The following is a 20,300-nucleotide window of genomic DNA, read 5'->3' on the forward strand; positions in this document are numbered from 1 at the left end:
TCATGAACTCGCGCATGCCGAATCTTTCGACGACCTCACCGGTAGCCGGATTCGTTGATGCGACAGTCATGCCGATAAGGGTACGAGCGGCATCTGGCGTCGGCAACTTATGGAATTACCTCACGAGCGCGGCTCCGGAAACAGCCCTTTACTCAATCGGGACGCACTGGGCGGGGCGCTCGAATTCCGCGAAAAGGCATTGATGCTCTACTCGGAATTCTCGCTCCCGCTGCCCTCGGCCCGCATCCCGCCCCTCGCGGAAGGCGCACCGGCGATGCAACTGTAGCTGCGGCGGCCGTCATTCAACGCTATGAGCAGTGTTTCGGGTCGGCAATCCCGATCTCGGCCGTCCCGCGGGAGTCCCCGCCCCCGGAACCGCACGACAACCGAGTGGCCAAATGCCAATATCAATGCGCCGGGGCCCGGGTTGCGTGGCGAGGGAGCCGTGCAGGACTCTGGATTCAATGGAATCGGTTGCAGTGATATCGGCGTGAGCTCCGGCGACCGCTCCGCGACATCGTTCACCCCGGGAGGAAGGCGGCTACTCCATGAAGATGCGCGCAGCCCGAATGCACGGGTACAACGAACCGCTCCGGATCGAAGAGGTCCCCGTACCCGAACCCGGGCCGGACGAGATCCTGATCAAGGTGGCCGCGGTCGGTATGTGCCGCAGCGACTACCAACTCCTTGACGGCTACTTCAAGGGCCCCTTCCCCGTGGACTTTCCCTACATCCCGGGTCATGAGGTGGCGGGCCGCGTGGTCAGGCTCGGCAGTGAGGTCCCGGACACCGTCGACTACGCGGTGGGTGACATGGTCGTGGTCAATCCGAGCTGGGGCGACGGCACATGCCGCCAGTGCCGGGAGGGCAACGAACAGCTCTGCAGCGGTGACGGCCGGTGGGTCGGCTTCGGCCCGCAGGGCGGGTTCGCCGAGTACATGCCGGTGCAGTGCAACCACGCCATCCCGGTCTCCGAGGAAGCCGCCAAGCGGCCCGAACTGCTCGCTCCCATGACCGACGCCGGCCTCACCCCCTTCCGGGCGATGAAGAAGCTCCGCGACACCGGAAAGATCGGCCCCGACCGGGTGGTCGGCGTCACCGGCATCGGCGGCCTCGGCAGCTACGGCATCCAGTACGCGAAGCTGCTCGGCGGCGGCGCGACAGTCGTCGCTCTGGCCCGGTCCGACAACAAGCTCGACGTGGCGAAGAAGAACGGCGCCGACTACGGGATCAATGTCAGGGACAAGTCCACCGAGGCCATCCAGAGCGAACTGGAGGACCTCACCGGCAGCGCGACTCTCGACGCCGTCCTGGACTGCGTCGGCAGCGAGCAGTCCATCCCGATGGCGTTCGACCTGCTCGGCCCGGAGGGAGTGGTGGCGAGCGTCGGCCTGATGAGCGATCACGTCGGCATCGCCCAGTTCCCCTTCGTGGGCACCGAGCGCACTTACCTCGGTTCCTTCTGGGGCAATCACGCGAATCTGGTCGAGGTGCTCTCGCTCGCCGAGAAGGGCCTCGTCGAACACGATGTCACCAAGGTCAAGCTCGAGGACGTCAATGAGAACCTCGAAGCTCTCGGCCGAGGGGACGTCGTCGGCCGCCTGGTCATCGTCTTCGACGACTAGACGACCCGCGGCCGACGACCGTACGACACGACACCGCGCCGCTCAGATGTCCCGGAAGAGACCAGCCAGCGCATCTCGTCGAGGGCTTCGCCGCTGATCGCCGGATCATGCAGGTGGCCTGGGGCGAGCGCGAGGTAGCCGTCGACTGGCACTCTGTTCCTTCCTGGGTACGCGCGGCGCAGCGGCAGCCACGCGAACGTGTGGCGTCACATCCGGCTGCTCGGGGCGGATCAGGGCAGCGCCGGGAACTAACGGGCTGTACGCCGCCAGAGCGCCTGGCTGGGCGGCGGCTTCCGGCAGATGCACACCGAGGGCCTGCCCGGCGGGCTTATCGTCGGACAAGCCCGTGACCGACTGCTTTCCCGCGTACTCATACTTTGCGCTTTTGCTCTGACCGCTGGTAGATGGGGTCTCGTTCGGAGGTGATCAGTCGATGTCCGGATCATCGGCCTCTTCGAGGAGACGGGCCGCCAGGTCGTCGGCCCACTCCACGGCCAAGGCGCGGAGAGCAGTGATGGCAGCGTCATCGAGCCCATAGGCGGCGAAGGCTTCATCGTCGGTCCACTCGGCGCCCGTGAGGTTCGCTTGCAGGTCCTCGCGCTCGAAGCGGCCGCGGGCGTGGCGGCGGCCGAACTCCTCGAGCTCGGTATTGGTCCAGCGGTGGGAGGCTGCGAACACGTCGATCAGGTCGCGGGGCGCTCCGTGGTCGGCGAGGGCGCGGACCTTGGTCCCGATCACGTCCTCCTCCGCGAGGACGGGCCCGTACGGGCTCTGGGCGACCGGCCGCCAGAAGATCTCCTTGAGGATGTCGACTTCGCATTCCTGCCCGGTGGCCGGGTCGGACACGGTGAAGCGGGCGGACAGCGGAGCGGTCTCCAGCGCGTGCACCTTCCAGCCGCGGGCTTCCAAGCCGGCGCGGAGCGTGGCGGCGATGTCGGCCATGGGCGCCGGGTTCTCGGTGGCGACGTCGAGGTCTTGACTGGGGCGGTCCACGAGGCGGTGGGTTCGCACGGCGTAGCCGCCGGTGAGAACCAGTGGATACGGGGAACCGAGCGCGATCACATCCGCCAGGAGCCGCGTGTGCAGCTCCGGCATCTCCGTCATGCAGCCGCCCGGGTGCGGGAGGCGAGCTGGGGGAAGGCGTCTTCCCACACGGTCCGCACGGTACGACCGACGAGGGTGCGCAGCACTGGCCACACGTCGAGGAGCAGATCCCGGTTGAGGTAGCCGGGCAGATCGTCGTGCAGGCCCTCGTGCAGAACGGTGCGGTACAGGCCCATACGCTGGCGCGGCTTGTCCAAGTCGTATGAGGTCATCCCGGACCAGGCCATGTGCAGCGGAAGTTCCACGACACCGTTGGCCGGCCCGTGCAGCTCGTCCAGCGACTCCGGTAGACGGCGGCGGAACTTCTCCCGGTACCGCGCGAGGTCCTCGGCGTCCGCGCCCGAGACGTTCCTGGGGGCGGGTGCGGGGTGCTGTGGGCTGGAGGGCATGACTCGATTATGGCGGCCGGAGACGTTGCGAGGGTCATGATCCGCGAGCTGGCGTCCGGAGCGGATGAGGGCGGATCCCCGGGCGAGCTGGTTGCCGCAATCTGCTCAGACCTGAGCAGGACGGACTCTCGGCCTTGATGTTCGTGCGACGCTCTGCGCGTCTGCACGAGGGACGATAAGCCGAGAAACCGGTCTGACCAGGGATTTTCTGGGAGCCGTTCAGGTCGGCATCCTTTCGATGACGGATCACGTGACGTGCATGTCACTCAGAGACTCCGCGCCCGGCCAGAAGTCCCAGAAAAGTCCCAGAGATACCCGTCAACCGACTGCCTGCGGTCCGGCCTCCATGGATGCGGCCAGGCCACAGGCAGTGGTGCTTCCGTCAGGCGCGCTGAGCGGGCTGGTCGAGCGTCCCCCGCACGTCGCCGTCGTGGTAGAACGTGCGGCCCGACCGGCTTCGCCGGCGCCAGCTCCGCTCGCTGGCGTGGCGGTAGACGCTGCCGGGCGCGATGCCCCACAGGCGGGCGATGTCGGCAGCGCTCAGCCAGCGCGTCTCCTCTTGGGCGAGGCGACGGCTCAACCGCAGCCACTCGTGGCCGGGCCATCGGTGGGCCGGGTCGGCGGAGCAGACGATCTCCGCGGGGCGGTGCGCCTGCCGGGGGCGGACCATGGCGGTCAACTCGCCGGAGCATGCGGTCTCGACGCAGGCGCCGATCGCCACACGGCTCAGTGGTTCGGGGTCGATCACCCGGCGGGTCCTGCGCACCAGGCCGGCGACCTCCTCGCACACGTCGGCCGCCGCCGCGTGCGCCGCCAGCCACTCCACGTGCCGGGAGAGGAAAGCGGCGAGCACTGGCACTCTGTCCCGGGCGGTGCCAGAGCGCCGTGCGTCGACGACCACACCCGCCCAGGAGCGCAGCACGCCGAGGATCTCCGAACGCGCTTCGGAGGCAGCCGTGTTGAAAGGCATGCCGGGGAGCGGACCCCCGGACGTGCGTTCGCGCGGCTGGTCGGTGCCGCTCAGCCGGCGGCCGCACTCCTCGTACAGCGCCGGCAACTGCCTCAGTTCCCCCATCAGGCGGTCCCGGCACACCGGGCACAGCCGCGATCCGCGTGCCGCGGTCCGCCGAGGCCGGTTGTCGGCCGCCCTGGCGCGGCAGGTGCTCCCCACGCAGCCGGCGGCCACCGGTGCCGTGCGTGTGTCGTCCTGTCCCACGTGCATCCCCCTCGCCTCTTCGCTTCTTTGAGCACGGAGAAGCTATTTCCGGGCTTCGGAGCCGGGCAAGGCGGGAGGCGTCATTTGTAACTCTCCTGACGGTGCGATGTCGTCGTTCTGTCGCTGCGCACGACGGCTGACGTAAGTTGACGGAAGTCTGGACAGCAGAAGGTTGACTCTGCTCTGCCCGGCGAAGAAGCTATTCGTTAGCTTCCGCCGAACTGTGTTGAATTCCAGTCGGCTTGAAGGAAACGTCGCCGCTGGGCGCTACGGTGCTTCACCGTCGGATTCGCATGACACATGGAATTCCCGATATTTCCCCCAGCCTATTCAAGGAGCGGAAAATGGACGCTGCGGTGATCATCGCGGGTGCCGGTCCCGCCGGACTCATGCTTGCCGGTGAGCTCCGGCTCGCGGGGGTCGACGTCATCGTGCTGGAGCGCCTCGCGGAGCGGACCGGCGAATCCCGCGGTCTCGGATTCACCGCCCGCACCATGGAGGTATTCGATCAGCGGGGCCTGCTGGCGCGGTTCGGTGACGTCGAGACCGGCGCGCTGGGGCACTTCGGGGGAATCCCCCTGGACTTCGGGCTGCTCGAAGGCGCCTGGAAGGCCGCCAAGACCGTGCCGCAGAGTGTGACGGAGACCAGGCTGGAGGAGTGGGCGGCCGAGCTGGGTGCGGACATCCGGCGCGGCCACGAACTGCTCTCCCTGAGGGAGCATGGCGGCGCGGTCGAGGTCGAGGTCCGCGGTCCCGAAGGCCTCCGGACCCTGCGCGCCGCCTACCTCGTGGGCTGCGACGGCGGTCGCAGCACGGTCCGCAAGGCCGCGGGATTCGGCTTCCCCGGCACCGCGGCCACCCTGGAGATGTTCCTCGCCGACGTGAAGGGGCTCGACCTGGAGCCGCGCATGATCGGCGAGAAGCTGCCCGGCGGCATGGTGATGGTCGCCAAGCTGCCCGGTGGCATCACCCGCATCATCGCGGGGGAGTACGGGACCTCGCCGCGGCGGCGTGCGACACCGCCGGCGTACGAGGAGATCGCGGCCGTCTGGAAGCGACTGACCGGCGGGGACATCACGCACGGCGAACCGGTGTGGCTCAGCGCCTTCGGCGACGCCGCGCGTCAGGCGTCCGAATACCGCCGGGGTCGCGTGTTGCTGGCCGGCGACTCCGCGCACATCCATCTGCCGGCCGGCGGCCAGGGGATGAACACCAGCATCCAGGACTCGGTGAACCTCGGCTGGAAGCTGGCCGCCGTCGTCAACGGCTGGGCGGGACCCGGCCTGCTGGACAGCTACCACAGTGAACGGCACCCGGTCGGCGAGCGGCTCCTGATGAACACCCGCGCGCAGGGGCTGCTCCTGCTCGGGGGCCCGGAGGTGCAGCCGCTGCGCGAGGTGCTCGCCGAGCTGGTCGGCTTCGAGGAGGTCGAACGCCACCTCGCCGGCATGGTGAGCGGCCTGGAGATCACGTACGACGTGGGTCCCGGAACCAACCCGCTGCTCGGCAAGCGCATGCCGCACCTCGAACTGGTCGGCGAGCACACCAAGTCCAGCAGTACGGAGCTGCTGCATAACGGCCGTGGCGTGCTTCTCGACCTGGCGGACAACGCAAGGCTGCGGGAGCGCGCCGCGCCCTGGTCGGCGCGCGTGGAGGTCGTCACGGCAGAGCCGCACGGGGTGTCCGGGGACAGCGTGCTGCACGGCACGTCCGCCGTGCTGATCCGGCCCGACGGCCACGTCGCCTGGGCAGCCCCGGGCAGCTGTCTCGACCTGCCCATGGCCCTGACGCGCTGGTTCGGTACACCACGGGTCGGGCGCGCCTTCTGAAGCCGTGCCGCAGCCTCCCCTGCCCGGGTGGTGGCGCGACCTCGGTTCCACTCGATTTCTGTCGTTCTGAGGAGAGAACTGAAATGCACAGCACTCTGATCGTGGCGAAGATGGACCCCGCGTCGAGTATCGACGTGGCCAAGCTCTTCGGTGATTTCGACCGCACTGAAATGCCCCATCGTATGGGCACGAGGCGCCGACAGCTCTTCTCGTACCGAGGCCTGTACTTCCATCTGCAGGACTTCGACGAGAACAACGGCGGTGAACTCATAGAAGAAGCGAAGACCGATCCGCGATTCGTTGCCATCAGCCAGGACCTGAAGCCTTTCATCCAGGCGTACGACCCGGAGACCTGGCGCTCCCCGGCCGACGCCATGGCCACCCGCTTCTACGACTGGACGGCTTCCTCGTGACCACGTCGACCGACAAGAAGGGAGGTGACCTCGGATGGGACGTCGTGTAGTCGTCACCGGAATCGGAGTCCTCGCACCGGGCGGCATCGGGGCCGAGAACTTCTGGAGTCTGCTCAGCGAGGGCCGCACGGCGACGCGGGGGATCACCTTCTTCGATCCCTCCTCGTTCCGTTCGCAGATCGCCGCCGAGGCGGACTTCGACGCCGAGCGGAGCGGGCTGAGCCCTCAGGAGATACGGCGGATGGACCGTGCCGCGCAGTTCGGAGTGGTCACCGCGCGCGAGGCGCTGGCGGACAGCGGACTGGACCAGGCAGGCCTGGACCCCTACCGCACCGGAGTCACCATCGGAAGCGCGGTCGGCGCCACCAGGGGCCTCGACGAGGAGTACCGGGTAGTCAGCGACGGCGGCCGACTCGACCTCGTCGACCACCGGTACACCCCGCAGCACCTGTACAACCACTTCGTGCCGAGCTCCTTCTCGGCCGAGGTGGCGTGGGCCGTGGGGGCCGAGGGACCCAACACCGTGGTCTCCACCGGCTGCACCTCAGGCATCGACTCGGTCGGCCATGCCGTCGAGCTGATCCGCGAGGGCAGCGTCGACGTGATGATCGCCGGTGCGACGGACGCCCCCATCTCGCCGATCACCATGGCGTGCTTCGACGCGATCAAGGCGACCACGCCCCGCAACGACGAGCCCGAGCATGCCTCGCGGCCCTTCGACGGAACCCGCAACGGCTTCGTGCTCGGCGAGGGTTCGGCGGTGTTTGTCCTGGAGGAGCTGACCGCCGCCCGCGCCCGTGGCGCGCACATCTACGCGGAGATCGCCGGCTACGCCTCGCGGTGCAACGCCTTCCACATGACCGGGCTGCGCCCCGACGGACGTGAGATGGGGGAGGCGATCCGGGTCGCGCTGGACGAGGCCCGGATCAACCCCGAGGCCATCGACTACATCAACGCGCACGGCTCGGGCACCAAGCAGAACGACCGGCACGAGACGGCCGCGTTCAAGCTCAGCCTGGGCGAGCACGCCTACCGGACCCCGATCAGCTCCATCAAGTCGATGGTGGGTCACTCACTGGGCGCCATCGGCTCGATCGAGATCGCGGCGTCCCTGCTCGCCATGGAGAACCACGTGGTGCCGCCCACCGCGAACCTGCACACGCCGGATCCGGAGTGCGACCTCGACTACGTCCCGCTCGTCGCCCGTGAGCACACCACGGACACGGTCCTGACGGTCGGCAGCGGATTCGGTGGATTCCAGAGCGCGATGGTGCTGGCCCGCCCGGAGAGGAGCGCGGCATGACCGCCAGAGTCGTCATCACCGGTATCGGCATTGCCACACCCAACGGGTTCGGCGTGGAGGACTACTGGGCCGCGACCCGCGTCGGCAAGAGCGCCATCGGCCGCATCACCCGCTTCGACCCCACGCAGTACCCGGCCAGGCTGGCCGGTGAGATCCGGGGCTTCGACGCCCGGGACCACCTGCCGGGCCGACTGATTCCGCAGACCGACCGGATGACCCAACTTGCCCTGGTCGCCACCGACTCGGCGTTCGAGGACGCCGGCGTCAAGCCCGGTGACATTCCCGAGTACGAGATGGGTGTCGTCACCGCCAGCACGGCCGGTGGCTTCGAGTTCGGCCAGAACGAGCTGCAGGCGCTGTGGAGCAGGGGCAGTCAGCACGTGAGCGCGTACCAGTCGTTCGCCTGGTTCTACGCGGTCAACAGCGGCCAGATCTCCATCCGCAACGGCATGCGCGGGCACAGCGCCGTGGTCGTCAGCGACCAGGCGGGCGGCCTCGACGCGATCGCCCAGGCGCGCCGGCAGATCCGCAAGGGCAGCAAGCTGATCTGCTCCGGCGGCGTCGACGCCTCGATCTGCCCGTGGGGATGGGTGGCACAGCTCGCCAACGGGCGCGTCAGCACCAGCGAAAACACCGAGCGGGCCTATCTGCCCTTCGACGCCGATGCTTCTGGCTACGTGCCGGGCGAGGGCGGCGCGCTGCTCATCCTGGAGGACGCCGAAGCCGCACGGCAGCGCGGCGCGGAGAACGTCTACGGAGAGATCGCCGGGTACGGCTCGACCTTCGACCCCAGGCCCGGCAGCGGACGGGAACCCGGACTGCGGCGCGCGATCGAGCTCGCCCTCGCCGACGCCGACGCCGAACCCTCCGACATCGGCGTGGTGTTCGCGGACGCCGCGGGTACCCCCGAGCTCGACCGCGTCGAGGCCGAGGCGCTCATCGAGGTCTTCGGGGCAGCCGGGGTGCCCGTCACCGCGCCCAAGACGATGACCGGGCGGCTGTACTCCGGAGCCGCTCCGGTGGACGTCGTCACGGCGGTCCTCGCCATGCGGGAGGGCCTGATCCCGCCCACCGTGAACGTCTCGCTCTCTCCGGAGTACGACATCGACCTGGTCACCGCCCAGCCGCGCACGGCGCACGTGCGCAACGCTCTCGTCGTCGCCCGCGGTTACGGCGGTTTCAACTCGGCGATGGTCGTGCGCGGCACGGACCGATGACGCCACCCGCTTCCGCCGAGAACCACCCATCTCTGTCGACCACCACGAAAGGCACGTTCATGTCTCAGCCCGAGTTCACCGTCGAGGACCTCAAGCGCATCCTGGTGGAGGGCGCGGGCGCCGACGAGGGCGTCGACCTCGACAGCGACATCCTTGACACCGGCTTCGAGAGCCTCGGTTACGAGTCGCTGGCCCTCCTGGAGACCGCCGGGCGCATCGAGCGCGAGTTCGGCATCACCCTCGACGACGAGGTCTTCATCGACAACCCCACGCCGCGTGAGCTGGTGGCGGCCGTCAACGCGAAGCTGCCCGGCTCCGTCGCCGCCTGACCCCCCTTCGTCCGGAGAAGACTGGAGAAGAGATACAGATGTCGCAGCAGGACCAGCGTGTCGCCCTCGTCACCGGAGCCACCAGCGGGATCGGCCTCGCAGCCGCCCGGCTGCTCGCCACCCAGGGGCACCGGGTGTACATCGGCGCGCGCAATGCGGAGAACGTGGCGGAGACCGTCAAGCAGCTGCAGGACGAGGGCCTCGACGTCGACGGCACCGCTCTCGACGTGCGCTCCGCGGACGGGGTGCGGGCCTTCGTGCAGTCGGCGGTGGACCGGTTCGGTACGGTCGACGTGCTGGTGAACAACGCGGGCCGGTCCGGTGGAGGGGTGACCGCAGACATCGGGGACGAGCTGTGGGACGACGTGATCGCCACCAACCTCACCAGCGTCTTCCGGATGACGCGAGAGGTGCTCAACACCGGCGGGATGCGCGGGAAGTCCCGTGGCCGCATCATCAACATCGCCTCCACGGCGGGTAAGCAGGGCGTGGTCCTCGGCGCCCCGTACTCGGCGTCCAAGCACGGCGTCGTCGGCTTCACCAAGGCGCTGGGCAACGAGCTCGCGCCCACCGGCGTCACCGTCAACGCGGTCTGCCCCGGCTACGTCGAGACGCCGATGGCCCAGCGCGTCCGCCAGGGATACGCGGCCGCCTACAACGCGACCGAGGACGCGATCCTGGAGAAGTTCCAGGCGAAGATCCCGCTCGGCCGCTACTCCACGCCCGAGGAGGTCGCCGGCCTGGTCGGCTACCTGGCCTCGGACACCGCCGCCTCCATCACCTCGCAGGCGCTCAACGTCTGCGGCGGACTCGGCAACTTCTGAATCCCGCCCCCAACCCGTACATCCGCAGCTGTGAATGGAGTTCACCATGACGGTCCGTGAGGTCGAGCACATGATCACCGTGCAGGCCCCCGCCGCCGAGGTCTACCGCTTGATCGCCGAGGTGGAGAACTGGCCGCGCGTCTTCCCGCCGACCATCTACGTCGACCAGGTCGAGCGCGGCGCTCCCGGCGAGACCGGCGTGAGCGAGGAGCGCATCCGCATCTGGGCCACCGCCAACGGCACGGCCAAGAACTGGGCCTCGCGCCGCACTCTCGATCCGCAGGCCCTGCGCATCACCTTCCGCCAGGAGGTGTCCGCGCCGCCGGTGGCGGCGATGGGCGGCACCTGGATCATCGAACCGCTCGCCGCGGACGAGTCCAGGATCCGGCTGCTCCACGACTATCGGGCCATCGACGACGATCCCGGCTCCCTGGAGTGGATCGACGAGGCCGTCGACCGCAACTCCCGCTCGGAGCTCGCCGCACTGAAGACCAATGTCGAACTCGCCCACGCCACCGAGGAGGTGACGTTCTCTTTCGAGGACACCGTGCGGATCAACGGCTCCGCGAAGGACGTGTACGACTTCATCAACGAGGCTGACAAGTGGGAGGAGCGGTTGCCGCACGTGGCGTCCGTGCGGCTCGAGGAGCTCTCCCCGGGCCTGCAGATCCTTGAGATGGACACCCGTACCAAGGACGGGCACACGCACACCACCAAGTCCTACCGCGTGTGCTTCTCGCACCAGAAGATCGCGTACAAACAGGTCACCCTGCCCGCCCTGATGACCCTGCACACCGGCTACTGGACGTTCACGGAGAACGAGGACGGCGTCGCCGCCTCCTCGCAGCACACCGTCGTGCTGAACACGGAGAACATCACCAGGTACCTCGGCCCGGACGCCGGGATCGCCGAGGCCAGGGAACACGTGCAGACGGCCCTGAGCGCCAACAGCCGGGCCACCCTGGGTCTCGCCAAGGACTACGCCGAGCAGCAGCAGCGCTGACCATGGCCGCGAAGCACACCGACACCCAGGTGATCGTGGTCGGGGCGGGGCCGGTCGGGCTGATGCTCGCCGGCGAGCTGCGGCTCGGCGGGGCGGACGTGGTGGTCGTCGAGCAACTGTCCACCCCCACCACGGAATCCCGGGCGTCCACCCTGCACGCCCGCACCATGGAGATCCTCGACAGCAGGGGCCTGCTCGACGAGCTGGTCCCCGTTCCGAACGACGTCATGGGCCACTTCGGCGGGATCCCACTCGACCTCACCCTTCCATCGGCCTACCCCGGCCAGTGGAAGGTCCCGCAGACCCGTGTCGAGGAGCTGCTCCAGGGCTGGGCGACCGGCCTCGGCGCCGTCGTCCTGTGCGGCCACGAGCTGCGCGGTCTCACGGTCGGCCAGGGCCACGTGGCCCTGGACGTCCTCGGCCCGGACGGTCCGGTGCGGATGCGGGGACGGTACGTCGTCGGCTGCGACGGCGAGCAGAGCGCGGTGCGCCGCCTCAGCGGCATCGCCTTCCCCGGCGAAGACGCCTCCCGCGAGCTCATCCGCGCGGACGTGGCCGGCATCGACATCCCACCGCGCCGCTTCCAGCGCCTCGAAAGCGGACTCGCCATCGCCGCGCGCCGTCCCGACGGGGTGACACGCGTGATGGTGCACGAGTTCGGCCGCAAGGCCGAGCCCCGTTCGGAGGAACCGGAGTTCAGCGAGGTCGCCGAGGTCTGGAAGCGTGTCACCGGCGAGGACATCAGCGGCGGCGAGCCGCTCTGGGTCAACGCCTTCGGCAACGCGTCACGACTGGCGGAGCGGTACCGGGACGGCAGGATTCTGCTGGCGGGCGATGCCGCCCACCAGCAGATGCCGGTCGGCGGCCAGGCACTCAACCTGGGCCTGCAGGACGCGGTGAACCTCGGCTGGAAACTGGCCGCGCAGGTCACCGGCCGGCAGTCGGACGGGCTCCTGGACAGCTACCAAGCCGAACGGCACGCGGTCGGACGGCGCACGCTGAGCAACATCAGGGCACAGTCCCTGCTGCTGCTCCGGGGCGGCGAAGTGGAGGGCATCCGGGAAGTGTTCGCCGAGATCACGGCCATGGAGGACGTGCGCGCCCGCCTGGCCGGAATGATCTCCGGCCTGGAATCCCGCTACGAGGTGGGACCGGGCCACCATCCGCTGCTCGGTGCCCGCCTCCCCCACGTGGAACTGGCGGGTGAGCAAGGTACGGTCACCACCACCGCCCTGCTCAGGCCGGGCGGCGCGGTGCTGATCGGCCTGTCCGGCGATCCGCTCCGTGGGGCGCGGCTGCGCGCCGTGGCCGCCCCGTGGTACCCGAGGGTCACCGTGACCCTGGCCGAACCGGTCGACCACTCGGCCACGTTGGCGGACGTCGACGCGGTTCTCGCACGACCGGACGGTCATGTCGTATGGACCGGCAGTGCGGGAGAGGCGGAACTTCCCGCTGTGCTGCGCCGTTGGTTCGGCGAACCGGAGCCCGCCGGAACGGCCGGGACCACCCGGTTCCGGGCCCACGGTTCGTCCGCCCGTGCGGGCGGACTCGCCGGCAGGACCGCCCTGGTGACCCACGCGGGCGGGGGAGCGGGCCGTGCGGCCGCCATGCGCCTCGCGGCCGCGGGAGCCCTCGTCGCCCTGCACCACACAGGGGATGAGCAGGCGGCCGACGATGCCGTCCGGGCGATCGGGAAGGACGGCGGATGTGCCTTCGCGCTCGGCGCGGAACTCGGCGGGTACGGGAGCGTTCAGCGCCTCTTTGCCGATCTGGAAGCGGAGTTGGCGGACCGTACGGGTAGGGCCGATCTGGACATCCTGGTCAACAGTGCCGATGACGTCGACGGCGTCGCTCCCGAGCACGCGACGCCGGAGGAGTTCGACCGGCTGGTCGCGGCCGGCGCCAAGGCGCCGTACTTCGTCATCCAGCGGGCGCTGAGGAGCCTCGCCGACGGGGGCCGCGTCATCAACATCTCGCGCGGTGCGGTCGAGCCGGTGGAGCCGAAGGCGGTCGCGTACGCGATGGCCAAGGGCGCCGTCGAGACGCTCGCCCGGCACTACGCCGTGGCGTTGGCACCACGCGGCATCACCGTCAACAGCGTGGCGCCCGGCACCACGGACGACGGTGAACGCGTCGGCACGGTGGTGGCCTTCCTCGCAGGTGACGACGCGGGCGGGATCACCGGCGCCGTGTTCGACGCCGACGGCAGCCCGGTGCACGGGCGGCCGGCCGGCTGACGGGGACCGGCGCACGATGAGGCCGCCGCCCCCGCTGCCCCTCCAAGACGTCGGCGTACACCCCCGGTGCGTCGGCCCCGTCGGCCGCGGAGCCCAGGAGCTCCGCGGCCGACGCTTCTCATGACCCTTGCAACACCTCGTCGAAAGGACACTCATGCTGCAGGAACCCCTCCGCCTCGCCTTGATCATCGGCAGCAACCGCGAAGCCCGCTTCGGAGAGGTCGTCGGCGACTGGTTCGCCGGCGTGGCGAAGGGACGCGGGGATCTCACGGTCGACGTGATCGACCTCGCGGACCACGAGCTGCCCACCGTGCTGTCGCAGAACCCTTCGCCCCGGGTCGCCGCCGAGCTGGAAAAGGTCTCGCCGCGTCTCGCCGAAGCGGATGCCTCCGTGGTGGTGACGCCGGAGTACAACCACAGCTACCCGGCCGCGCTGAAGAACCTCATCGACTGGCACCACACCCAGTGGCAGGCCAAGCCGGTCGGCTTCGTCTCCTACGGCGGCCTGTCGGGCGGCCTTCGCTCCGTCGAGCACCTGCGGCCGGTCTTCGCCGAGCTGCACGCGGTGACCGTCCGTGACGTGGTCAGCCTCCACATGGCGTGGGAGCGGTTCGGTCCGGACGGCGCCCCCAAGGACGAGGGCCCCGTCCAGGCCGCGAAGGTGCTGCTCGACCAGCTCGTCTGGTGGGGCAACGCACTGCGCGAGGCTCGTGCCAAGACCCCGTACGGAATGTGAACGTGACCTCCGTCGAAGAGAGCGTCCCAGACATTCAGGACAGGCTCGACGAGTTACGGGACCTCAAGAAGCAGGCCCGCGAAGGCCTGGACCCGTCCGCCACCGAACGCCAGCACGCCAAGGGCAAGCTCACCGCGTACGAGCGCATCGAACTGCTCCTGGACAAAGACTCGTTCAACGAGGTGGAGCCCCTGCGCCGGCACCGGGCGACCGGCTTCGGCCTGGAGGCGAAGAAGCCGTACACCGACGGTGTGATCACCGGCTGGGGCACGGTGGAGGGCCGTACGGTCTTCGTCTACGCGCACGACTTCCGGATCTTCGGCGGCGCGCTCGGCGAGGCCCACGCCACCAAGATCCACAAGATCATGGACATGGCCATCGCGGCCGGTGCCCCGCTGGTCTCGCTGAACGACGGCGCGGGCGCCCGTATCCAGGAGGGCGTCACCGCGCTCGCCGGCTACGGCGGCATCTTCCAGCGCAACACCAAGGCCTCTGGTGTCATCCCGCAGATCAGCGTCATGCTCGGCCCGTGCGCCGGCGGCGCGGCCTACAGCCCCGCCCTCACCGACTTCGTCTTCATGGTCCGCGAGACCTCGCAGATGTTCATCACCGGCCCGGACGTCGTCAAGGCGGTCACCGGCGAGGAGATCACCCAGAACGGCCTCGGCGGCGCCGACGTCCACGCGGGCACATCCGGCGTCGCGCACTTCGCGTACGACGACGAGGAGAGCTGCCTGGAGGAGGTGCGCTTCCTGCTGTCGCTGCTGCCCGCGAACAACCGCGAACTCGCACCCGTGGAGGACTCCGGTGACCCGGCCGAGCGGCTCACCGAGGCACTGCTCACCCTGGTCCCCGCGGACTCGGGACGGTCGTACGACATCCGCGCGGTGATCGAGGAAATCGTCGACGGCGGAGAGCACTTCGAGGTGCACCCCGCCTGGGGTGCCAACCTCGTGTGTTCGTTGGCCCGGCTGGACGGGCACGTCGTCGGCATCGTCGCCAACCAGCCCACCGTGATGGCCGGTGTCCTGGACATCGAGTCGTCCGAGAAGGGCGCGCGGTTCGTGCAGTTCTGCGACGCGTTCAACATCCCCCTCGTGACCCTGGTGGACGTACCCGGCTTCCTGCCGGGCGTCGACCAGGAGCACAGCGGCATCATCCGGCGCGGCGCCAAGCTGCTGTACGCCTACTGCAACGCGACCGTGCCCCGCATCTCGCTCGTGCTGCGCAAGGCGTACGGCGGCGCCTACATCGTCATGGACTCCCGTTCCATCGGCGCCGACCTGGCCCTGGCCTGGCCCACCAACGAGATCGCGGTGATGGGCGCGGAGGGCGCGGCCAACGTCATCTTCCGCCGCGAGATCAATGCCTCCGACGACCCCGAGTCCGTACGCCGCCAGCGGATCAAGGAGTACAGGACCGAGCTCATGCACCCCTATTACGGGGCGGAGCGCGGACTCATCGACGACGTCATCGACCCCCGGGACACCCGCAGAGTGCTCATCCGGTCGCTCGCCATGCTGCGCGCCAAGCACGCGGAACTCCCCTCGCGCAAGCACGGGAACCCCCCGCAGTGAGCGGCCGGGAGACCACCTCCGCGGCCATCATCCGCGTGGAGAAGGGCGCTCCGGACGCCCTGGAGCTCGCCGCCCTCACCGCGGTGCTCCTCGGCCGGCGCGCCGCGCCCCGGAAGTCCGCGGACCGGGAGCGGACCCTCGTCCCCTGGCGCCGAACCGAGAATCCGGCGGCGCCCCCGACTCCCCGCAGCTGGCGCTCATGAACGCGGAACGTCGGCCGCGCACCCTCGACCGCTCTCCTCGTCAGCACACATCAGCAAAGGAAACGACATGAAGGCTCTGGTCCTGTCGGGCGGGTCGGGAACCCGGCTGCGCCCCTTCAGCCACTCGATGCCGAAACAGCTCATACCGATCGCCAACAAGCCGGTCCTGGAGCACGTCCTCCGGAACGTCAGGGACCTCGGCGTGACGGAGATCGGCGTCATCGTCGGCGACCGCGCCGAGCAGATCCAGGCGGTCATCGGCGACGGCTCCGCGCTCGGCGTGGAGATCACCTACATCCCGCAGGAGGCGCCGCTCGGTCTCGCCCACTGCGTGGAGCTCGCCCGGCCCTTCCTCGGCGACGACGACTTCGTGATGTACCTCGGCGACAACATGCTGCCCGAAGGCGTCGAGCGGATCGCCGACGAGTTCACGGCCGCCCGTCCGGCGGCACAGGTCGTGGTCCACAAGGTGCCGGACCCGCGTGCCTTCGGAGTCGCCGAGCTGGCCGCGGACGGCAGGGTCGAGCGCCTGGTGGAGAAGCCGCAGGAGCCCAGGAGCGATCTCGCGCTCATCGGCGTCTACTTCTTCACCCCGGCGATCCACAAGGCCGTCGCCGCCATCGAGCCGAGCGCTCGCGGCGAACTGGAGATCACCGACGCCATCCAGTGGCTCGTCGCCAACGGCGACGAGGTCAAGGCCAGCGAGTACAAGGGCTACTGGAAGGACACCGGACGCATCGAGGACGTCCTGGAGTGCAACCGGAAGCTCCTGGACGACCTGAAGCCGGCCACCGAGGGCGAGGTCGACGCGGCCAGCACGCTCATCGGCACGGTCGTGGTGGAGGCGGGTGCCAAGGTGATCGGCTCCCGCATCGAGGGCCCCGTCGTGATCGGCGCCGGATCGGTGGTGAAGGACAGCCACATCGGCCCGCACACCTCCATCGGCAGGGACGTCCGGCTGACCGGCACGAGCATCGAGTACTCGATCGCACTGGACGACGCCACCATCTCCCACGTCCGCGACCTGCACAGTTCCGTCATCGGGCGCTCCGCCTCGGTCGGTCCCTCCGACCGGAGCACCCGCCATCACCGGCTCGTCGTCGGTGACCACACCCGAGTCGAGGTAGCGGCATGAAGAAGATCCTGATCACCGGTGGCGCGGGCTTCATCGGTTCGCACTACGTGCGCACCCTCCTGAACGACGGCTACGATGACTGGAAGGGTGCCCACGTCACCGTCCTCGACAAGCTCACCTACGCCGGCAACCGCGACAACCTGCCCGGGGCGCACCCGCGCCTGACCTTCGTCCAGGGCGACATCTGCGACTTCGAGCTGCTGCTCGAAATGCTGCCGGGACACGACGCGGTCGTCCACTTCGCCGCCGAGTCGCATGTGGACCGCTCTCTGGAGTCCGCCGAGGAGTTCGTCCACACCAACGTCACCGGCACCCAGCGACTGCTCGACGCGGTGCTCGCCACCCGAGTCAAGCGCGTCGTCCACGTCTCCACCGACGAGGTCTACGGCTCCATCGACGAGGGATCCTGGACCGAGGAGTGGCCGCTGGCGCCCAACTCCCCGTACTCCGCCTCCAAGGCCGCGTCCGACCTGCTCGCACGCTCGTACTGGCGCACCCACGGCCTCGACCTCTCCATCACCCGGTGCTCCAACAACTACGGCCCGTACCAGCACCCGGAAAAGCTCATTCCGCTGTTCGTCACCAACCTGCTGGAGGGCGAGCAGGTGCCGCTCTACGGCGACGGCAGCAACATCCGCGAGTGGCTGCACGTCGACGACCACTGCCGTGCGATCGACCTCGTCCTCGACAAGGGCCGGGCCGGGGAGATCTACAACATCGGCGGCGGCAACGAGCAGACGAACCGGGCCATCACCGAGCGGCTCATCGCTCTGACGGGACAGGACTGGTCCAAGGTCCGTCACGTCCCCGACCGCAAGGCGCACGACCTGCGCTACTCCCTCGACGAGTCCAAGATCCGCGAAGAGCTCGGCTACGCCCCGCTCATGACCTTCGAGCAGGGCCTCGCCGACACCGTCGCCTGGTACCACGACAACCCCGGCTGGTGGAAGGGGACCAAGCACAACAAGCAGGGATGAAAGCCACTCGCCCCATGTCGCCGGTCGCCGACCGTGCGGCACGGAGCGGGACGGCCCCCCACCATCGGCTACCACGGAGGAATCCATGAGCGTGCACAAGAAACTTGTGCTCGACGAGGTCCGCAAGTACCACCAGGACACCCAGGGCGACGGCGTGTTCGTCCCCGGCACCACGGAGATCTGGCCGTCCGGAGCGGTGCTCGACGAGGATGACCGGATCGCGCTCGTCGAGGCAGCCCTGGAGATGCGCATCGCGGCCGGCCGCAGCTCCCGCAAGTTCGAGTCGTCCTTCGCCCGCAAGATGAAACGGCGCAAGGCCCACCTCACCAACTCCGGCTCCTCGGCGAACCTGCTCGCGACGACGGCTCTGACCTCACACCTCCTGGAGGACCGCAGGCTGCGGCCCGGCGACGAGGTCATCACCGTGGCGGCGGGGTTCCCCACCACGGTCAACCCGATCCTGCAGAACGGCCTCATTCCGGTTTTCGTCGACGTCGAACTCGGCACCTACAACACGACAGCGGACCGCGTCGCCCAGGCCATCGGTCCCAAGACCCGGGCGATCATCATCGCGCACGCGCTCGGCAACCCCTTCGCAGTCGCCGAGATCGCCCAACTCGCGGTCGACCACGACCTGTTCCTCATCGAGGACAACTGCGACGCGGTCGGTTCGACGTACGACGGCAAACTCACCGGCACCTTCGGCGAGCTGACCACCGTCAGCTTCTACCCGGCCCACCACCTCACGATGGGCGAGGGCGGCTGCGTCCTGACGGCTGACCTGGCACTCGCCCGGATCGTCGAGTCCCTGCGCGACTGGGGTCGCGACTGCTGGTGCGAGCCCGGTGAGAGCGACAAGTGCCTCAAGCGGTTCAAGTACCAGATGGGCACACTGCCGGCCGGCTACGACCACAAGTACATCTTCTCGCACGTCGGTTACAACCTGAAGGCCACCGATCTGCAGGCGGCGCTCGGCCTCACCCAGCTCGCCAAGCTCGACGACTTCGTCGAGGCGCGCAAGCGCAACTGGCGGCGGCTGCGCGACGGCCTGGACGGCGTCCCGCACCTCCTGCTGCCCGAGGCGACACCGCGCAGCGACCCGAGTTGGTTCGGATTCGTGCTCACCGTCAGTCCGGACGCCCCCTTCAAGCGCGCGGAGCTGGTGGACTTCCTGGAAGGCCGCAAGATCGGCACCCGGCGTCTCTTCGCCGGCAACCTCACCCGGCACCCCGCCTACATCGACCAGCCCCACCGGGTCGTCGGCAACCTCGACAACAGCGACGTCATCACCGAGCAGACCTTCTGGGTCGGCGTCTACCCGGGCCTGACCGAGGAGATGCTCGATTACATCATCTCCTCGGTGAAGGAATTCGTGGAGGCCCGCGGATGACCATGGAGATCGTGGGCAACGGCTTCCTCGCCAGGAACCTGCGCCCGTACGCGGACCGTCACCCGGACACCGTCGCGGTGGCGGCCGGCGTCTCCTGGGCGAGCGGCACCTCCGACGCCGACTTCGCCCGCGAGGCCGCGTTGCTCGCCGACGTCGCCGTCCGGTGCCGTGCCACCGGACGGCGTCTGCTCTTCTTCTCCACCGCGGCCACCGGCATGTACGGCGCCATGGACGGGCCGGGGCGGGAGGACAGCCACATCGTGCCCTGCACCCCTTATGGCGCCCACAAGCTCGCCCTGGAGCAGCAGCTGCGGGCCAGCGGCGCCGACTACCTGATTCTGCGTCTCGGTCATCTCGTCGGCCCCGGTCAGCCCGCGCACCAGCTGATTCCTGCCCTGATCCGGCAGATGCGCGAAGGGGATGTGCGCGTGCAGCGCGACGCGGCCCGCGACCTGATCGACGTACGCGACGTCGTCACGGTCATCGACCGGCTGCTCGCCCAGGGCCTGCGCGGCGAGATCGTCAACGTCGCATCCGGCGTGGCGGTCCCCGTGGGACACATCGTCGACCACCTGGAGGAACGGCTCGGCCTGCGAGTGAACAGGGCGTACCAGGACGCCGGCGCCCAGCACGACATCTCCATCGAAAAACTGCGCTCCCTCGTCCCGGAGACCGCAGCGATGGGCTTCGGCCCCTTCTACCACCGTCAGGTCCTCGACGCGTTCCTCGCGTCGGAGGGCGCATCGTCCGGGGCCTGATTCCCAGGAACCCCTCCGACCAGAGGAGTTACCCA

The 20,300-nt window shown here is 69.1% G+C and carries 19 protein-coding genes; 16 read left to right on the forward strand and 3 right to left on the reverse strand.

Translation table 11 applies throughout. The annotated features are described in order from the left end of the window. Positions 1-554: 554 nt before the first annotated feature. On the forward strand, positions 555-1,625 hold the full coding sequence (locus E5082_RS18080) for an NAD(P)-dependent alcohol dehydrogenase (RefSeq protein ID WP_229918866.1): 1,071 nt from the start codon (positions 555-557) through the stop codon (positions 1,623-1,625). Positions 1,626-2,051: 426 nt separating this feature from the next. Here the strand turns inward: E5082_RS18080 and E5082_RS18085 are convergent, their stop codons facing one another. The 3 genes from E5082_RS18085 to E5082_RS18095 form a co-directional block, all read right to left on the reverse strand. After that, positions 2,052-2,729: a nucleotidyl transferase AbiEii/AbiGii toxin family protein gene (locus E5082_RS18085; protein WP_135792280.1), complete on the reverse strand. Its 678-nt coding sequence runs from the start codon at positions 2,727-2,729 to the stop codon at positions 2,052-2,054. Then, on the reverse strand, positions 2,726-3,118 hold the full coding sequence (locus E5082_RS18090) for a hypothetical protein (RefSeq protein ID WP_135792281.1): 393 nt from the start codon (positions 3,116-3,118) through the stop codon (positions 2,726-2,728). Before E5082_RS18090 ends, E5082_RS18085 begins: the two co-directional genes overlap by 4 nt. A gap of 382 nt (positions 3,119-3,500) precedes the next feature. After that, positions 3,501-4,193: a hypothetical protein gene (locus E5082_RS18095; RefSeq protein WP_135792282.1), complete on the reverse strand. Its 693-nt coding sequence runs from the start codon at positions 4,191-4,193 to the stop codon at positions 3,501-3,503. A 485-nt stretch (positions 4,194-4,678) separates the two neighbouring features. Here E5082_RS18095 and E5082_RS18100 point away from each other — a divergent pair, with 485 nt between their 5' ends. The 15 genes from E5082_RS18100 to E5082_RS18170 all read left to right on the forward strand — a co-directional run bounded on the left by E5082_RS18100 (position 4,679) and on the right by E5082_RS18170 (position 20,265). Beyond that, positions 4,679-6,163 carry an FAD-dependent monooxygenase gene (locus E5082_RS18100; protein WP_135792283.1) on the forward strand — a complete coding sequence of 495 codons (1,485 nt, stop codon included), beginning with the start codon at positions 4,679-4,681 and terminating at the stop codon, positions 6,161-6,163. 83 nt (positions 6,164-6,246) lie between these two features. Beyond that, on the forward strand, positions 6,247-6,576 hold the full coding sequence (locus E5082_RS18105) for a TcmI family type II polyketide cyclase (protein WP_135792284.1): 330 nt from the start codon (positions 6,247-6,249) through the stop codon (positions 6,574-6,576). 34 nt (positions 6,577-6,610) lie between these two features. After that, positions 6,611-7,879: a beta-ketoacyl-[acyl-carrier-protein] synthase family protein gene (locus tag E5082_RS18110; protein ID WP_135792285.1), complete on the forward strand. Its 1,269-nt coding sequence runs from the start codon at positions 6,611-6,613 to the stop codon at positions 7,877-7,879. Continuing rightward, complete coding sequence (locus E5082_RS18115) at positions 7,876-9,096, forward strand: ketosynthase chain-length factor (RefSeq protein WP_135792286.1); 1,221 nt, start codon at positions 7,876-7,878, stop codon at positions 9,094-9,096. Before E5082_RS18110 ends, E5082_RS18115 begins: the two co-directional genes overlap by 4 nt. A 59-nt stretch (positions 9,097-9,155) precedes the next feature. Continuing rightward, positions 9,156-9,425, forward strand: a complete 270-nt coding sequence (locus E5082_RS18120) for an acyl carrier protein (RefSeq protein WP_135792287.1) — start codon at positions 9,156-9,158, stop codon at positions 9,423-9,425. Between the two features lie 38 nt (positions 9,426-9,463). After that, positions 9,464-10,249, forward strand: coding sequence for a 3-oxoacyl-ACP reductase FabG (fabG, locus tag E5082_RS18125; RefSeq protein WP_135792288.1), 786 nt, complete (start codon positions 9,464-9,466; stop codon positions 10,247-10,249). A gap of 46 nt (positions 10,250-10,295) precedes the next feature. Continuing rightward, a complete protein-coding gene (locus tag E5082_RS18130; RefSeq protein ID WP_135792289.1) occupies positions 10,296-11,252 on the forward strand; it encodes an aromatase/cyclase in 957 nt (318 codons plus the stop codon). A gap of 2 nt (positions 11,253-11,254) precedes the next feature. Then, the gene (locus E5082_RS18135; protein ID WP_135792290.1) at positions 11,255-13,489 is read left to right on the forward strand and encodes an SDR family oxidoreductase; all 2,235 of its coding nucleotides are present in this window, start codon (positions 11,255-11,257) and stop codon (positions 13,487-13,489) included. A gap of 154 nt (positions 13,490-13,643) precedes the next feature. Next, positions 13,644-14,225 (forward strand): NADPH-dependent FMN reductase, encoded by a 582-nt coding sequence (locus tag E5082_RS18140; RefSeq protein ID WP_135792291.1) that lies wholly within the window; start codon positions 13,644-13,646, stop codon positions 14,223-14,225. A gap of 2 nt (positions 14,226-14,227) precedes the next feature. Next, positions 14,228-15,802, forward strand: a complete 1,575-nt coding sequence (locus tag E5082_RS18145; protein ID WP_135792292.1) for an acyl-CoA carboxylase subunit beta — start codon at positions 14,228-14,230, stop codon at positions 15,800-15,802. Further along, positions 15,799-16,005, forward strand: coding sequence for an acyl-CoA carboxylase subunit epsilon (locus tag E5082_RS18150; RefSeq protein ID WP_135792293.1), 207 nt, complete (start codon positions 15,799-15,801; stop codon positions 16,003-16,005). The genes E5082_RS18145 and E5082_RS18150 overlap by 4 nt, the downstream gene beginning before the upstream one ends. Before the next feature lie 67 nt (positions 16,006-16,072). After that, the gene (locus E5082_RS18155) at positions 16,073-17,140 is read left to right on the forward strand and encodes a glucose-1-phosphate thymidylyltransferase (RefSeq protein WP_135792294.1); all 1,068 of its coding nucleotides are present in this window, start codon (positions 16,073-16,075) and stop codon (positions 17,138-17,140) included. Beyond that, positions 17,137-18,117 carry a dTDP-glucose 4,6-dehydratase gene (gene rfbB, locus E5082_RS18160; RefSeq protein WP_135792295.1) on the forward strand — a complete coding sequence of 327 codons (981 nt, stop codon included), beginning with the start codon at positions 17,137-17,139 and terminating at the stop codon, positions 18,115-18,117. Before E5082_RS18155 ends, rfbB begins: the two co-directional genes overlap by 4 nt. Positions 18,118-18,202: 85 nt before the next feature. After that, complete coding sequence (gene rfbH / locus E5082_RS18165) at positions 18,203-19,507, forward strand: lipopolysaccharide biosynthesis protein RfbH (RefSeq protein WP_135792296.1); 1,305 nt, start codon at positions 18,203-18,205, stop codon at positions 19,505-19,507. Further along, positions 19,504-20,265 (forward strand): NAD-dependent epimerase/dehydratase family protein, encoded by a 762-nt coding sequence (locus E5082_RS18170; protein WP_167514093.1) that lies wholly within the window; start codon positions 19,504-19,506, stop codon positions 20,263-20,265. Before rfbH ends, E5082_RS18170 begins: the two co-directional genes overlap by 4 nt. Positions 20,266-20,300: the final 35 nt, after the last annotated feature.

Origin of the sequence: Streptomyces griseoluteus (assembly GCF_004784465.1) — a bacterium.
GTDB lineage: Bacteria > Actinomycetota > Actinomycetes > Streptomycetales > Streptomycetaceae > Streptomyces > Streptomyces griseoluteus.